This window comes from Mesorhizobium sp. M0751 (genome assembly GCF_040320265.1).
In the GTDB taxonomy this organism is placed as follows: domain Bacteria; phylum Pseudomonadota; class Alphaproteobacteria; order Rhizobiales; family Rhizobiaceae; genus Mesorhizobium.
Genome location: NZ_JAMYPH010000014.1, coordinates 70,365 through 85,357, shown reverse-complemented (window position 1 = coordinate 85,357; position 14,993 = coordinate 70,365). Strand labels below are relative to the sequence as shown.

The 14,993-nt window shown below is 63.6% G+C and carries 17 protein-coding genes; 7 read left to right on the top strand and 10 right to left on the bottom strand.

Going from position 1 to position 14,993, the window contains the following annotated elements:
- Positions 1 to 93 precede the first annotated feature (93 nt).
- The 3 genes from trpS (at position 94) to NKI19_RS21290 (ending at position 2,459) form a co-directional block, all read left to right on the top strand.
- On the top strand, positions 94 to 1,170 hold the full coding sequence (gene trpS, locus NKI19_RS21300) for a tryptophan--tRNA ligase (RefSeq protein ID WP_352488040.1): 1,077 nt from the start codon (positions 94 to 96) through the stop codon (positions 1,168 to 1,170).
- Between the two features lie 89 nt (positions 1,171 to 1,259).
- On the top strand, positions 1,260 to 1,751 hold the full coding sequence (locus NKI19_RS21295) for a universal stress protein (RefSeq protein WP_352469977.1): 492 nt from the start codon (positions 1,260 to 1,262) through the stop codon (positions 1,749 to 1,751).
- Between the two features lie 138 nt (positions 1,752 to 1,889).
- Positions 1,890 to 2,459, top strand: coding sequence for a NifU family protein (locus NKI19_RS21290; protein ID WP_023676386.1), 570 nt, complete (start codon positions 1,890 to 1,892; stop codon positions 2,457 to 2,459).
- 110 nt (positions 2,460 to 2,569) lie between these two features.
- Here NKI19_RS21290 and NKI19_RS21285 read toward each other — a convergent pair whose 3' ends face one another.
- Positions 2,570 to 3,187: a L,D-transpeptidase gene (locus NKI19_RS21285; protein ID WP_352488042.1), complete on the bottom strand. Its 618-nt coding sequence runs from the start codon at positions 3,185 to 3,187 to the stop codon at positions 2,570 to 2,572.
- Here NKI19_RS21285 and NKI19_RS21280 point away from each other — a divergent pair.
- On the top strand, positions 3,180 to 3,449 hold the full coding sequence (locus NKI19_RS21280; protein ID WP_352488044.1) for a hypothetical protein: 270 nt from the start codon (positions 3,180 to 3,182) through the stop codon (positions 3,447 to 3,449). The genes NKI19_RS21285 and NKI19_RS21280 overlap by 8 nt on opposite strands.
- A 65-nt stretch (positions 3,450 to 3,514) precedes the next feature.
- Here the strand turns inward: NKI19_RS21280 and NKI19_RS21275 are convergent, their stop codons facing one another.
- On the bottom strand, positions 3,515 to 3,841 hold the full coding sequence (locus NKI19_RS21275) for a GYD domain-containing protein (protein WP_023717906.1): 327 nt from the start codon (positions 3,839 to 3,841) through the stop codon (positions 3,515 to 3,517).
- A 153-nt stretch (positions 3,842 to 3,994) separates the two neighbouring features.
- Between NKI19_RS21275 and NKI19_RS21270 the strand changes: the two genes are divergently transcribed.
- The 3 genes from NKI19_RS21270 (at position 3,995) to NKI19_RS21260 (ending at position 5,966) form a co-directional block, all read left to right on the top strand.
- Positions 3,995 to 4,294 carry a DUF1330 domain-containing protein gene (locus NKI19_RS21270; RefSeq protein WP_023717905.1) on the top strand — a complete coding sequence of 100 codons (300 nt, stop codon included), beginning with the start codon at positions 3,995 to 3,997 and terminating at the stop codon, positions 4,292 to 4,294.
- A 782-nt stretch (positions 4,295 to 5,076) separates the two neighbouring features.
- Positions 5,077 to 5,403: a hypothetical protein gene (locus tag NKI19_RS21265; protein ID WP_352488046.1), complete on the top strand. Its 327-nt coding sequence runs from the start codon at positions 5,077 to 5,079 to the stop codon at positions 5,401 to 5,403.
- A gap of 62 nt (positions 5,404 to 5,465) precedes the next feature.
- The gene (locus NKI19_RS21260; RefSeq protein ID WP_352488561.1) at positions 5,466 to 5,966 is read left to right on the top strand and encodes an MmcB family DNA repair protein; all 501 of its coding nucleotides are present in this window, start codon (positions 5,466 to 5,468) and stop codon (positions 5,964 to 5,966) included.
- Positions 5,967 to 6,145: 179 nt separating this feature from the next.
- Here the strand turns inward: NKI19_RS21260 and NKI19_RS21255 are convergent, their stop codons facing one another.
- The 8 genes from NKI19_RS21255 to NKI19_RS21220 all read right to left on the bottom strand — a co-directional run bounded on the left by NKI19_RS21255 (position 6,146) and on the right by NKI19_RS21220 (position 14,922).
- On the bottom strand, positions 6,146 to 6,508 hold the full coding sequence (locus tag NKI19_RS21255) for a nuclear transport factor 2 family protein (protein ID WP_352488055.1): 363 nt from the start codon (positions 6,506 to 6,508) through the stop codon (positions 6,146 to 6,148).
- Positions 6,509 to 6,591: 83 nt separating this feature from the next.
- A complete protein-coding gene (locus tag NKI19_RS21250; protein WP_352488056.1) occupies positions 6,592 to 7,065 on the bottom strand; it encodes a carboxymuconolactone decarboxylase family protein in 474 nt (157 codons plus the stop codon).
- Positions 7,066 to 7,176: 111 nt separating this feature from the next.
- Positions 7,177 to 8,730 carry an alpha/beta fold hydrolase gene (locus NKI19_RS21245; protein ID WP_352488058.1) on the bottom strand — a complete coding sequence of 518 codons (1,554 nt, stop codon included), beginning with the start codon at positions 8,728 to 8,730 and terminating at the stop codon, positions 7,177 to 7,179.
- Between the two features lie 105 nt (positions 8,731 to 8,835).
- On the bottom strand, positions 8,836 to 9,141 hold the full coding sequence (locus tag NKI19_RS21240; protein ID WP_352488059.1) for a formate dehydrogenase subunit delta: 306 nt from the start codon (positions 9,139 to 9,141) through the stop codon (positions 8,836 to 8,838).
- Positions 9,131 to 9,961 (bottom strand): formate dehydrogenase accessory sulfurtransferase FdhD, encoded by an 831-nt coding sequence (gene fdhD / locus NKI19_RS21235; protein WP_352488060.1) that lies wholly within the window; start codon positions 9,959 to 9,961, stop codon positions 9,131 to 9,133. Before fdhD ends, NKI19_RS21240 begins: the two co-directional genes overlap by 11 nt.
- Before the next feature lie 3 nt (positions 9,962 to 9,964).
- Positions 9,965 to 12,877, bottom strand: coding sequence for a formate dehydrogenase subunit alpha (fdhF, locus tag NKI19_RS21230; RefSeq protein ID WP_352488062.1), 2,913 nt, complete (start codon positions 12,875 to 12,877; stop codon positions 9,965 to 9,967).
- Between the two features lie 12 nt (positions 12,878 to 12,889).
- On the bottom strand, positions 12,890 to 14,446 hold the full coding sequence (locus NKI19_RS21225; protein ID WP_352488064.1) for a formate dehydrogenase beta subunit: 1,557 nt from the start codon (positions 14,444 to 14,446) through the stop codon (positions 12,890 to 12,892).
- On the bottom strand, positions 14,443 to 14,922 hold the full coding sequence (locus tag NKI19_RS21220; RefSeq protein ID WP_352488066.1) for a formate dehydrogenase subunit gamma: 480 nt from the start codon (positions 14,920 to 14,922) through the stop codon (positions 14,443 to 14,445). The genes NKI19_RS21225 and NKI19_RS21220 overlap by 4 nt, the downstream gene beginning before the upstream one ends.
- Positions 14,923 to 14,993 lie beyond the last annotated feature (71 nt).

Below are 14,993 nucleotides of genomic sequence, written 5' to 3'. Positions count from 1 at the left end.
CCTCTTGATCGTCTCCTCGCTCTCGTCCATAAGCGCGCCGTCGCAAGACTTTCGCCGCGCGCGAAACGGCCCTCCACAAGCCAGGGAAACACCATGACCGATCAGCTCCCCTTCAAGCCACTCGTCTTTTCCGGCGTTCAGCCAACCGGCAATCTGCATCTCGGCAACTATCTCGGCGCCATCAAGAAATTCGTCGCCCTGCAGGACACCTCCGACTGCATCTATTGCGTCGTCGACCTGCATTCGCTGACCGCGCAGCTCGTCCATGAGGATCTTCAGGACCAGACGCGTTCGATCACAGCGGCGTTTCTCGCCTCCGGCATCGACCCGACCAAGCACATCGTCTTCAACCAGTCGCGGGTCATGCAGCACGCCGAGCTTGCCTGGATCTTCAACTGCGTGGCGCGCATCGGTTGGATGAACCGCATGACGCAGTTCAAGGACAAGGCCGGCAAGGACCGCGAGAACGCCTCGCTCGGCTTGCTCGCCTATCCCTCCCTGATGGCCGCCGACATCCTCGTCTACCGCGCCACCCACGTGCCGGTCGGCGACGACCAGAAGCAGCATCTGGAGCTGACCCGCGACATCGCGCAGAAATTCAACAACGACTTTTCGGACCGCATCGCAGCGCTTGGCGTCGGCGTCGAGATGCAGGTCGGCGAGGAGACGGTGAACGGCTATTTCCCGCTGACCGAGCCGGTCATCGGCGGCCCAGCGGCGCGCATCATGTCGCTGCGCGACGGTTCGAAGAAGATGTCGAAGTCGGACCCGTCGGACCTGTCGCGCATCAATCTGACCGACGATGCCGATGCCATTTCGAAGAAGATCCGCAAGGCCAAGACCGATCCGGAGGCTTTGCCCGGCGAACTGGACGGGCTTGCCGGCCGGCCGGAAGCGGAAAACCTCGTCGGCATCTATGCCGGCCTCGCCGAAATATCGAAAGAGGCGGTGCTGAAGGAATATGGCGGCCAGCAGTTTTCGGTGTTCAAGCCGGCACTGGCCGACCTTGCGGTGGAAAAGCTGGCGCCGATCGCCGGCGAGATGCGCCGCATCTCCGGCGACCGCGCCTATGTCGACGCGGTGCTGCGGGATGGCGGCGAGCGTGCCGGCACATTGGCCGAAACGACGATGAAGACCGTGCGCGACATTATCGGCCTGCTGCAGGGCTGAGCTGCACCAATATCGCCACAGCCGCCGGTCGCTTGCGGGCGGGCTGTGGCGGTGGCAGATTGCGACCGAAACCATCGAACAGGGTGAATATGGTCTCCAAACGCCTCAGCCGCGAAGCCGGTCATCGCCGCAAGTTCCTGGCGATCATCGACGACACGCCGGAATGCGAGCGCGCCGTTGCCTACGCCTCGAAGCGGGCGCAAAGCACGGGCGGCGTGCTGGTGCTGCTCTATGTCATCGAGCCGGACGATTTTCAGCACTGGCTGGGCGTCGAGAAGATCATGCGCGAGGAGGCGAACGCCACGGCGCGCGCCGCACTCGACAGCTACGCCAACAAGGTGCGCCAGAAGCTCGGCATCGAGCCGGAGCTGGTGGTGCGCGAAGGCAAGCCGACCGAAGAGATCCACAAGCTGATCGAGGAAGACCAGGACATCGCCATCCTGGTGCTGGCGGCAGGCGCCGGCAAGGAAGGGCCCGGGCCGCTGGTCGGCGCGGTCGCCGGCAAGGGCGCCGCCTTTCCCATCCCGGTCACGGTGGTGCCGCAGAACCTGTCCGACGAGGAGATCGACAGCCTCGCCTGAGCGCGCCTCCCTCAAGGCAGGGGTAAAACATTCCGCCTGCCGCTACTACCGGCGATGCCTTTCGCTTGAATGTCGGGCGGATAAAGCCTAATTAGAATTATTCCAAACTAGCTGCCCGAAACGGGCACGGAGACGGCCATGTTCATCCAGACCGAGTCGACGCCAAACCCGGCGACGCTGAAATTCCTGCCCGGCAAGGAAGTGCTGCAAGAAGGCACTGCCGATTTCCGCGATGCCGACAGCGCCGCGACGGCTTCGCCGCTGGCTGGCCGGCTGTTCGAGATCCCCGGCGTCACCGGCGTCTTCTTCGGCTATGATTTCATCACCGTGACCAAGGACGGCCCCGACTGGCAGCATCTGAAGCCGGCTATCCTCGGCGCCATCATGGAGCATTTCATGTCCGGCGCCCCGGTGATGGCCAAGGCCGGCCCCGCCGCCGAGACCAGCCAGACCGGCGAATTCTACGACAAGGCCGACGAGGAGCTTGTCGTCACCATCAAGGAGCTGCTCGATACGCGGGTGCGCCCGGCGGTGGCCCAGGACGGCGGCGACATCACTTTCCGCGGCTTCGAGAACGGCACCGTGTTCCTGCACATGAAAGGCGCCTGCGCCGGCTGCCCGTCCTCGACGGCGACGCTGAAGCACGGTATCCAGAACCTGCTCCGGCACTTTGTGCCGGAAGTGCAGCATGTCGAACAGGTCTCCTGACGCACCGTTCCATCGTCAACGTCGATAGACAACAAAAAACCGGGCCAAAGTGCCCGGTTTTCTGTTTGCGACGTCTGTGTTGTTGCCTAGACGGTCCGCGTATAAGGGTTTTATATCACAATGACCTTGGCGCCGACCGAGGTGCGGTCGTAGAGGTCGATAATGTCCTGGTTCATCAGCCGGATGCAGCCCGACGACATCGCCTTGCCGATCGAATTCCATTCCGGGCTGCCATGCAGGCGGTAGCCCATGTCGCCGCCCTTGTTGAACAGGTACATGGCGCGCGCGCCGAGCGGGTTCTTCAACCCCGGCTCCATGCCGCCGGCAAACTTGGCCAGCTCCGGTTGCCGCCTGATCATCTGCGAAGGCGGTGTCCAGGTCGGCCATTCGCGCTTCAGCGCGATATGGGCGGTGCCGTGCCATTCGAAACCCTCACGGCCGACGCCGATGCCGTAGCGCATCGCCTCGCCGTTGCCCATGACGAAATAGAGGAACTTGTCCTGCGTATCGACGATAATGGTGCCCGGCTTTTCCTTGGTGTCGTAGTCGACGATCTGCCGGCGGTATTTGAACGGCACCTTTTCGATCGGAACGCGCGGCAGATGATAGCCGGCGTCGGTTACCGCGCCATAGTTGTTGGTGAAGATCTGCGAGCCGATGGTGCTGCAACCGGCGACAGCCGTCGACAGCGCCAGGGCCGCGACGATTGCAAGTGACTTCATGCGCATGAAAAGGTCCGATGCCTGCCCAAACAACAGCGGCTCGAGTCGGCCGCTTTTTTCATCTTCATTCATGCTGGCATTTGCTTTGCTTGCCAAGCGGGCGATGCCTATATCCTTGGCCTCGCGTGTTGGTAAACCTGCGACTATGGCATTTCGGCAACAGCCCCAGCAGGATTATGCTGCAAAATCAATGGGACAAGAACAAGAACCGGAAGACGAGGAAATCACCATGAATGTCGGTGACGCTGCCCAGCGCTCAAAAGTTTAGGAACCTGCGCCGTTCGAGAGCAAGCGTTCCCCAGCCTTCGACACGCCGCAAGGCAGGGGCGGCGGTCACGATCCCGGCGGGCGGTACCGGATCGACTTGGCTTTCCCAAGCGCGTCCATCGTCTCTTCGACACTTAACAAGACGGTGGTCTCGTAAGAGCTGAGCGCGCCTCCCGCACCGATGGCGAGCATGACGGATGCCATGGACACATTGTCCGGCGCCTCCCATAGGTTCCAGCCATCGTATTCTCCGAAGGCATACCAGAACCCGTGCAGCTTTCCGCCGACCGACTCGATGTAGGAACGGGCAGCCTCGCGTCTATCCTCGGGATTATCCATCAAGCGCGCCCAGGTTTCGGGCCTGTAGCTGAATCGCGTGAGATACATCGGCATGGTTCGTCTCCTCCCAGAGCTGCCCCCACGAGGATAGTTAAGCGCCGCAATCCGGGAGAAGGCGAGTCGTTTCCGAGGCGTAGTACCGCTGGCTTAGTTGCGGGGCCGCTAATAGACCTGTTTCAATTGCCTTTCCCAAGGGGAGTAAGGTCAATGGCCGCATATCTCATTGCTGATGTCGACATAACCGACGCCGCCGTTTTCGAGGAATACCGCCGGGACGTGCCGGCAACCGAAGCCCGCTACGGGGGCAGATACATAGCTCGCGGCGGAGCCACCAAAGTTCTGGAAGGTGATTGGGAACCTCATCGCCTGGTCATTGTCGAATTCCCAGACATGGCTTCCCTCCTAGCATGGTACGACTCTCCGGAATACGGCCGCCTCAAAGCCATCCGCGAACGCTGCGCAAAGACGAGAATTATTGCTCTGGAGGGCATGATGCCGGTTAGTTAGAGGGCCAGGTCGATGACAATGGTAAATCTGAGTTGCCATATCTGGTGCGGTCCGGCGACAGGACAGGATATGAATCAGCAAGCTTCAAACTTGCGGGCGGGAAATGACGGCCAATGATGGGGGATGACGCCGGCAGCACTCATTGAACGAGACCTACATATCAATATGGCCCCACACCGGATCGGCAGACCTAGGGTTGTGTCATGGCGTTGAAAATGCCGGCGCCAACTATCGCACATAAGACTGCGGCCCCAAGCCCTCCCACAATGATGCACCACCAGGCGCGGCCATTTCCCCGAAGCACGGGATTCATTTTTATCATCCGTCGCGCCAGAAGCCCCTGGTAGAGTGCATAAGAAGACCCGAAACCGGCGAGCCAAATGACGGAAAATACGACGCCCCGCGTGAGCATCCTATTGAGCCTAGTCTGCTCGACCGTCAAACTTGCATTCTCAGTAACCATGCTTCGCCACCTTTTTGATTACGCTGCGACCACTATCGGGCATGCAGCGGTGAATATTAGATCAACCGCGACGCCTCGCGAAAACATAGCTCCCCTCGCTAGTAGGAACCGCATTCATAACGCGAGCGGCCCGCCTTGTGGAAGGGCGGGCCTTGTAGCGCCCGCTCCACAGTATTTTGCAGATTAGGTTTGTCAGCCCGATAATCGCCCCCAAAAAGGCGATTATGTACACGTTGATGGGCAAGCTGGCGCACATGCCGCTCGCCCCAAAACCAAAGCCGAAAGGCAAGAAGGCCCGTTAGGCAATGGATGAGTCACAATGAGCGTCGTCAGCGGTGTGGTGCTTTGTACATCTATTGCTGAAGATTGTTCGAGCCCGAACGGTCAGCCCGTTCTTTTCGAGCGCATACAGGAGTGGCTGGCGGAGCGCGCCGGCCCCTTCCAACAACTTAACAGCGTCGAGGCTAGCTTCGGCGGCAGCAAGCATCCGCAAATGTTTGTAGCTGGCGGCGGCTTCAACCATTTCTCCGAAGACGACTTTGCGGCCTACGTGATGTCGCTGCCTTGGCAAAACCCAGAAAACGTTGTGTTGGTGATCGACCCCGAAGAGGGGGCTACCCGCGTCTTCAGACCTTCCTGTTTGTAAAGTACATAATCGCCCCAAAAAACCGGGTTCAAACCGTGAACAAAATCTGGCATGGTGCCGCCATGCCGATCATCTCACCTCTACCCCTCAACCCGCTCATCGACGGCCGCCAGTCGGAGCGTGCCATGCTGGTCCGGCGTGGCGTCCAGCGGCTGCTCAAGCAGATGGACGCGCATGTCTTGCCCGAACTGTCGCTGGCCACCGGCCGACGTGCCGATCTTGTGGCACTGACCCGCCAGGGCGACATCTGGATCATCGAGATCAAATCCTCGGTCGAGGATTTCAGGGTCGACCGCAAATGGCCGGATTACCGGCTGCATTCCGACCGCTTCTTCTTCGCCACGCATCCCGGCGTGCCCCAGGAAATCTTTCCGGAAGAGTGCGGCTTCATTCTCTCCGACGGCTATGGTGCCGAGATTTTGCGCGATGCGCCCGAACACCGCATGGCGGCGGCGACGCGCAAGGCGCTGATGCTGAGGATCGCGCGCGCCGGTGCCGCGCGGCTGCTGGCAGCGGAGCTTGCCGGTGTGTCCGTGCCGGCGCTGGAGGGTGAGAGCGAGTAGGTTTTTGCACTCCGCGTAATTGTAGATGTGGCGCTGCCCCTCATCCGGCTGCCGCCACCTTCTCCCCGTAAGTGACGGGGCGAAGGGAGCAAACCGGAGAGAAGCTATTCCACGATGCGGTAGGGCTCCATCTTCTTGACCCATTGGCGCGCGCGTTGATCTTGGCGAACATGGCCGCCTCACTCGTCCCATGCCTGAACGACGGTCTGCCGCGCGATCAGGCCGTTCTTCAGCTCCAGCATCGCCGCGCAGAACACCTTGGTCCCGTCCGGATAGGCGCAGGCCTGGGTGAAGGCGAGATTGTTGCCGTCGGCGATGGTGGTGTCGACCTTGTGGGTCATCGCCCGGCTGCAGATGTCGTCCCAGAACGTGGTGATCGCCGTGCGCCCGCGGATTTCGCGCGGCTTGCTCGGCGGGTTGTTACGGTCGATCACCCGCACCACCGCATCGTCGGCATAGAAGCTCGCCAGCAATTTTCCATCACGGCCCTCGATCGCCTTCTTGATCGCAGCGCCGTCTATCGTCTGTGTATTGGTCAGCATTTTACCCTCCGTGAGCCGGTCTTACGATCGGGCGATTGATTGATCCGGCACTGCCCGGCGCTCGCCGCCGGGCAGCGGTTTCTTCACTGCGACTTTGCCTTGACGGCCGCGAACACCTCGTCGGACTGCTTCTTGAAGGTGGCGAGATCGACCTGGCTGCCGTTGAGCATCGTCGACCAGTGGCGCACGATCGCAGCCATCGCCACCGCCTCCTTGATCTCCTCGTCGCTGGCGCCGTTGAGCTTGGCCGCCTGCGTGTGGAAATAGATGCAGTACTGGCATGGGATCTGCGAGGCGACGGCGAGGCCCATCAATTCCTTGGTCTTGCCGTCGAGAGCGGTGTTCGGGTTGAGCTGCACGCCCTTGATCTCGGCCCATGCGCCGGCGACGGCGACGTCCGGCAGCGTCTTGAACATGTCCGGCACCGAGCCCAGCGTTGCCTGGATGTCCTTGTAGGCAGCCGTCGCCGAGGCGTCCTCGGCCTTGGCAGGAACTATCGCCAGCAGCCCGCCAACGCCCGCCGCCAGCACCAGCGATTTGAGTGTCGACTTCAGCATTTTATTTCTCCCTTCGCAGCGCCTTTCCCGGCGATATCCGCCTGGCCTGCATGGGACGAAGTGATAGCGCTTATGCATGCCCGGCCGCTTCGCCCGAAAGCGCCATGGCTCCTATGGCCCGTGCGGGCCAGCGTGCCGGGCCGAGAACGCCGCCGCCGCCGCCCGCGACGGCAGGTCCAGCTTGAGCAGAATATTGGCGACGTGACGCTTGACCGTGTGTTCGCTCAGCCCGAGTTCGGCGGCGATCGCGGCATTGCTCTTGCCGTCGGCGATCAGGTTCACCACCTCGCTTTCGCGCGCCGTCAACGCGGCAGGCTCGGTCGCCTTGGCCTTTGGGCGGCAGGCAGGCTCCAGATGCTGTTCCGAGGTCGCCTGCACCAGCGCCAGCGGCTCATCCAGCTCGTCAAGCGCGATGCGCCCGGCGTCGCTGAAATGAAGGCCTGAACCGGCGGCAAGTTCGGAGACCAGCCGCGACGCAAGGATGTCGCCGCGCCCGGCATGCGCGGCAAGCTGCATCGTCACGCGCGCCGTCAACCCCGTCGGCGGTCCGCGCAACTCGACCTCGCCGACATGCACGCCCTGCGCGCTGGCGACGCCGATCTCCTGCGCCGCATCGCGCAGCGCCGCCGCGCAGCGTACGGCCCGCGCCGGGCCGTCGAAGCGCGCCATCATCAACTCGCCATGCGTGCCGACCGAGCGACCGCCATGGCGCCCGACCAGCAGCCGCCAGCTTTCCAGGAAGCGTTGGCCGCGCTCGCTCCACATGCGGTCGCCAATCCGCGCCGTGTCGTAGATCCGGGTGACCAGCAGTGCAGCCAGCACGCGCTCGGCCTCGGCAACGGCGCGCGCTCCGGTCAGGAACTCCTCGATCAGATCGGCCACCCGGTCGACATCGCCGGTCCAGATCGGGTGGTCGCGCCCGGGCACCTCGACCAATCGCGAATTCGGGATCTTCCTTGCCAGGAAGCGGCTGGCCTCCGGGTCGACGCGTGCATCGTTGCGGCGGTGGACCAGAAGCGTCGGTGCACTGATCGCCGCCAGCACGCCGCGCACGTCGATTGCCGCATTCATGCGGGCCAGGGCGATTGCCGCCGTCGGGCTCGCCGACAGCCGCTCGAAGCGCGCCCACCATGTGGCGAAACGCGGATCGTCGACGCGGCCGGGTGCAAAATGCGGCAGGGTGGCGCCGGTGCCCCATGCGGTCTCCGCCGTCGCGATGAAGGCCTCCAGGCGCTCCGGCGGCATCACCCATTTGTGGAAATGCGCATAGCCGCCATAAAGCGCCAGCGCCCGCGTCCGCTCGGGGTAGGTGGCGGCGAACAGCATTGCCATCGGCGCGCCTTCCGAAGCGCCGAGCAAGGCGGCGCGGCCGCTGCCGGTCGCGTCCATCACCGCGCGCACATCGTCCATACGGGTTTCGAGGCTGGGCAGGTGGTGGACATCGACGCGGTCGGACAGACCGGTGCCGCGCTTGTCGAACAGGATCAGCCGTGAGAACTCGGAAAGCCGCCTCAACAGCCGGGTGTAGCCTTCGTCTTCCCAGTGCAGGTCGAGGTTGGAAATGAAACCCGGCACGAAGACGAGATCGAGCGATCCCTGGCCGACCACCTGATAGGCGATCCGCACGTCGCCGCTAAGCGCGTATCGAGTTTCGATCGGCCTCACGAGTTGTCCGCCCGACCGGACGATTTCTTATCGCCGGATCATAGCAGAGCCGCGCAGCTTGCGGCAGATGAAACTTTAGAGCGAGTGAATGTAGGCCCGCGGCACCTACTTCTGTGACGCGGCGGTCTCGGTGTTCGCTCCGCCGACGCTAAAACCTGCGCCCTCCGGCGCGCCCGGCCGCTTGATGTGTGGCGCAGCCGCGACGACAAGCTCATTGAACCCTTCGCCGCCGCTATCAAGCATCTCGAACAATTGCCGGCGCATCCTCGGTTCCCAGAACTTGTTGATGTGCTCGGCGACGCCGGCAATGCCTTGCTCGCGCGGCTTGGAGTGGAAGAAGGCGGCGATCTGGTTGGCCATGCGAACCAGCTTTTCGCTGGTGCTCATGAGGTGGCCTTCGTCATGCGACATGCTTGGCAACTCCGGAAACCACGCGGTCAGGATGGGTGAAAATATCGAAATCATCGCCGCGCACCAGCGCCACCAGCGTCATGCCGGCATCGTCCGCGGTGCGGATGGCAAGCGCGGTCGGCGCCGAGACGGCGATGATGACGGCCGAGCCGATTGCCGCGGTCTTCTGCACCATCTCGACCGAAACGCGCGAGGTGACGACGACCGCACCGCCGGCGCCATCGATGCCGGCCCTGGCCAGCGCGCCGGCCAGCTTGTCCAGCGCATTGTGGCGGCCGACATCCTCGCGCGCCATGACGATGCCCTTGCCAGGCATATAGAAGCCGGCGGCGTGGACCGCGCCGGTCTCGGCGTGCAGCGGCTGCAGCTTCGACAGCAGCTTGACCGAGCGGACGATGTCGTCGGCCCGAAGTGTAAGTGTCGACGCACCGACCGGATCGACCGAGCGCATCGCCTCTTCGATGGATTCAATGCCGCACAGCCCGCAGCCGACCGGGCCGGCCAGCCGTCTGCGACGCGCCTCGAAGCGGGTGTTGGCGCTGTCCTTCAGCCTGATCTGGATATCGATGCCGGCGCCGTGGTCCTCGACCTCGATCGCTTCGATTTCGTCCGGCGAGGCAATGATGCCTTCGGTCTGCGAGAAGCCGAGCGCGAAATCCTCGAAATCGGCCGGGCTTGCCATCATCACCGCATGCGTGGTGCCGGCAAAGGAGAACGCCACCGGCGTCTCTTCCGGCACCATGCGGTTGGCGGCCGCGGTGCCGCCCGCGCGGCGCGCGAGGCGGCTGATCTGCGCAATGGCTTTGCGGCGCGCGGTCAAGGACTACTCCGCCGCTTCCAACTTCGCAATGCGGCGGCTTTGCTTTGCCTGCTTATCATAGTCGCGCTGCCATTCCGACGGGCCGTTGGATGCACCCACCTGAACCGCGGTCACTTTGTATTCCGGGCAGTTGGTCGCCCAGTCGGAGAAGTCGGTGGTGATGACGTTGGCCTGGGTGCCGGGATGGTGGAAGGTCGTGTAGACGACGCCCGGCGACACCCGCTCGGTGATCAGCGCGCGCAGCGTCGTCTCGCCGGAGCGGCTGGTCAGCCGCACCCAGTCGCCATCGCGCAGGCCGCGATTTTCGGCGTCGTGCGGATGGATCTCCAGCCGGTCCTCGCTATGCCAGACCACGTTCTCCGTGCGCCTAGTCTGCGCGCCGACATTGTATTGCGACAGGATGCGGCCGGTGGTCAGCAGCAGCGGGAAGCGCGGTCCGGTCCTTTCGTCGGTCGCGACGTATTCGGTGCGGATGAACTTGCCCTTGCCGCGCACGAAGCCGCCGATGTGCATGATCGGCGTGCCCTCCGGCGACTTCTCGTTGCAGGGCCACTGCACCGAGCCCACCCGGTCGAGAAGGTCGAAGGAGACGCCGGCGAAACTCGGTGTTGTCTTGGCGATCTCGTCCATGATCTCAGACGGATGCGTGTAGTTCCAGCCGAGGCCGAGCGCCTTGGCGAGTTCCTGCGTCGCTTCCCAGTCGGCATAGCCGCATTTCGGCTCCATCACCTTGCGCACCATGTTGATGCGGCGCTCGGCATTGGTGAAGGTGCCGTCCTTCTCGAGGAAGGTCGAGCCGGGCAGGAACACATGCGCGTAATTGGCCGTCTCGTTGAGGAAGAGGTCGTGCACGACGACGCATTCCATCGCGGCGAGACCCGCTGCGACATGCTTGGTGTCGGGGTCCGACTGCAGGATGTCCTCGCCCTGTACATAGAGCCCCTTGAACGAGCCGTCGACGGCCGCGTCCAGCATATTGGGGATGCGCAGGCCGGGCTCGTCGTCGAGCTTGACGCCCCACAGGCTCTCATAGATGGCGCGCACGGCGTCGCCTGAGATGTGGCGATAGCCGGGAAGCTCGTGCGGGAACGAGCCCATGTCGCAGGAGCCCTGCACATTGTTCTGGCCGCGCAGCGGGTTCACGCCGACGCCCGGCCGGCCGATATTGCCGGTCGCCATGGCGAGATTGGCAATGGCGATGACGGTGGTCGAGCCCTGGCTGTGCTCGGTCACGCCGAGGCCGTAATAGATCGCGCCGTTGCCGCCGCGGGCGTAGAGCCGCGCCGCGCCGCGTATGTCGTCGGGATCGACATTGGCGAGCTGGCCGACCACCTCCGGGCTGTTTTCCGGCAGCGCCACGAACGATGCCCAGTCCTGGAACTCGTCCCAGTCGCAGCGCTCGCGGATGAAAGCCTCGTCGAACAGGCCTTCGGTGACGATGATATGGGCGAGCGCCGTCAGCATGGCGACGTTGGTGCCCGGCTTCAGCGGCAGATGGAACTGTGCTTCGACATGGGCCGAGCGCACGATATCGGTGCGGCGCGGATCGAGCACGATCAGCTTGGCGCCCTGGCGCATGCGCTTCTTCATGCGCGAGGCGAATACCGGATGCGCATCGGTCGGATTGGCGCCGATCAGCAGGATGACGTCCGTCTGCTCGATCGAATCGAAGTCCTGCGTTCCTGCGGAGGTGCCGAAGGTCTGGCCGAGGCCATAGCCGGTCGGCGAATGGCAGACGCGGGCGCAGGTGTCGACATTGTTGTTGCGGAAGCCCTGCCGGACCAGCTTCTGGACGAGGTAGGTCTCCTCGTTGGTGCAGCGCGAGGAGGTGATGCCGCCGATCGAGGTGCGGCCGTACTGGTACTGGATGCGGCGGAATTCATTCGCCGTATGGGTGAGCGCCTCTTCCCACGACACTTCGCGCCACGGATCGCTGACCCGCTCGCGGATCATCGGCTTCAGGATACGGTCCTTGTGCGTCGCGTAGCCATAGGCGAAGCGGCCCTTGACGCAGGAGTGGCCGTGGTTGGCCTTGCCTGCCTTGTAGGGCATCATGCGGATGACCTCGTCGCCCTTGACCTCGGCCTTGAACGAGCAGCCGACGCCGCAATAGGCGCAGGTGGTGACGGTCGAGCGCTCGGGCAGGCCTTTCGCCAGCACGGTCTTTTCCCTCAGCGCATCGGTCGGGCAGGCCTGCACGCAGGCCCCGCACGACACGCATTCGGAATCGACGAACGTCTCGTGCATGCCGGCCGAGACCCTGGATTCGAAGCCACGCCCCTCGATGGTCAGCGCGAACGTGCCTTGTACCTCTTCGCAAGCGCGCACGCAGCGCGAGCAGACGATGCACTGCGCCGGATCGTAGGTGAAATAGGGGTTCGATTCATCACGGGCGATATAGTCGATGGTCAGCGAGCCATGGCCGGGCGCCACGCCGTTTTCCTGCTTGACGTGGTTGCGGCCGTCCACGCCATAGCGGTTCTCGGTCAGGCCGACCGTCCTGGCGACCTTGTCGAACTCGCTGGCGCCGGTGCCGGCCTTCTCGCCCCACGCCGCCGGGTGGTCGGAGACGTAGAGTTCCATCACGCCGCGGCGAATGGCGTCTAGCCGGTCGCTCTGTGTATGCACGACCATGCCCTCGCCGACCGGCGTCGTGCACGAGGCCGGCGTGCCGCCGCGCCCATCGATCTCGACGAGGCAGACCCGGCAAGAGCCGAACGAGTCCAGCATGTCGGTGGCGCAGAGTTTCGGGATTTCGACGCCCGCTTCCATCGAAGCGCGCATGATAGAGGTCCCCGCCGGCACCGTTACCGACTTGCCGTCAACCGTCAGCGTCACCTTTTGTTCCGCTTCGGAGGCGGGCGTGCCGTAGTCGATTTCCTGGACCAGCGATTTGATGTCGAATGCCGCGTTCATGCCTGTCCGCTCCTATTCCGCTGCTTCGGCGACCGGCGTCGGCCGAAAGTCGTCCGGGAAATGGTTGAGTGCACTCATCACTGGATATGGGGTGAAGCCGCCGAGAGCGCAAAGCGAGCCGAACTTCATCGTGTTGCAAAGGTCGGTGACCAGCGCGATCTGCTTTTCCGGTTCGACGCTCTGGGCGAGCCGGTCCAGCACCTCGACGCCGCGCGTCGAGCCGATGCGGCACGGCGTGCACTTGCCGCAGCTCTCGATGGCGCAGAATTCCATGGCAAAGCGTGCCTGCTTCAGCATGTCGGCGCTGTCGTCGAAAACGACGATGCCGGCATGGCCGATCAGCCCGTCCTTGGCGGCAAACGCCTCGTAGTCGAACGGCGTGTCGAACAGGGCGCGCGGGAAATAGGCGCCGAGCGGGCCACCCACTTGCACAGCCTTGACCGGACGCCCGGTCGCCGTGCCGCCGCCGATATCGTCGACGATCTCACCCAGCGTCATGCCGAATGCGGCCTCGTAGAGACCGGGATACTTGACGTTGCCGGCAATCTGGATCGGGATGGTGCCGCGCGAACGGCCCGTGCCGAAATCCTTGTAGAAGACGGCGCCCTTGTCCATGATCACCGGCACCGAGGCCAGCGAGATGACGTTGTTGATCACCGTCGGCTTGCCGAACAGGCCCTTGTGCGCCGGCAGTGGCGGCTTGGCCCGCACCTGTCCGCGCTTGCCTTCGAGGCTGTCGAGCAGCGCGGTCTCCTCGCCGCAGACATAGGCACCGGCGCCGACGCGGACTTCCATGTCGAATGAATTGGCCGAGCCGAGCACATTGATGCCGAGCACGCCGGCCTTGCGGGCGATCTCGACGGCCTTCTGCATCACCGCCACCGCATGCGGGTATTCGGAGCGGATATAGATAAAGCCCTTGGTCGCGCCGGTGGCGAGGCCGGCGATCGCCATGCCTTCGATCAGCACGAAGGGGTCGCCTTCCATGATCATGCGGTCGGCGAACGTGCCGGAATCGCCTTCATCGGCATTGCAGACGATGTATTTGCGGTCGGCCGACGTGTCGAGCACCGTCTTCCACTTGATGCCGGTCGGGAAGCCGGCGCCGCCACGACCGCGCAGCCCGGACTCGGTCACCTGCTTGACGACATCGGCCGGCGTCATGGCCACCGCATTCTGCAGGCCCTTCAGCCCGCCATGCGCCTTGTAGTGATCGAGCGACAGCGGATCGGTGACGCCGCAGCGCGCAAAGGTCAGCCGCGTCTGTTTGGCCAGGAACGGGATCTTGTCCGGTGCGCCCAGCCAGCGCTTGTGGTGGCCGCCGGTGAGGAAGCCGCAGTCGAACAGGCTTTTGACGTCTGAGGGCTTCACCGGCCCGTAGGCGACGCGGCCATTAGCTGTCGCCACTTCGACCATCGGCTCGAGGAAATAGGCGCCGCGCGAGCCGTTGCGCACGATCTTGGCCTCGATGCCGCGCTCGGCCAATTCCGCCCGAACCGCCTTGGCGACCTTTTCCGCACCCAGCGCCAGCGCGCCGGAATCGCCGGGAATGTAGATACGCGGGATCATGAGCGCACCTCGGCAACGATTTCATTGAGCTTTTCGTCATCGAGCCGCCCGATCACCTCGCCGTCCAGCATCGCCGACGGCGAGCAGGCGCAAAGGCCGAGGCAATAGACCGGCTCCAGCGTCACCGAACCGTCGCGGGTTGTCTCGTGAAAACCGATGCCCAGCAATTGCTTGAGCTTGGCGGCAATCGCATCCGAACCCATCGACTGGCAGGCTTCCGCCTGGCAAAGCTTCAGCACATGCCGGCCGGCCGGCTGGCTGCGATAATCATGATAGAAGGTGACGACGCCATGCACCTCGGCCCTGGAGATGTTCAGCGCCTCGGCGATGACCGGCAGCGCCTCCTGCGGCACATAGCCGAACTCTTCCTGTATGCCGTGCAGGATCGGCAACAGCGGGCCTTCGAGGCTTTTTAGCTCGTGGATGATCGCCGCCGTGCGCGATGCGATCTCGGTACTTGCAGGCTGCATCGTCATGCAGCGCCCTCCCTGGTCGTGGCGGTCTTCCGCTAAGTGCTTAGGAAATCAGAGGAAACCCGCTAAATCAA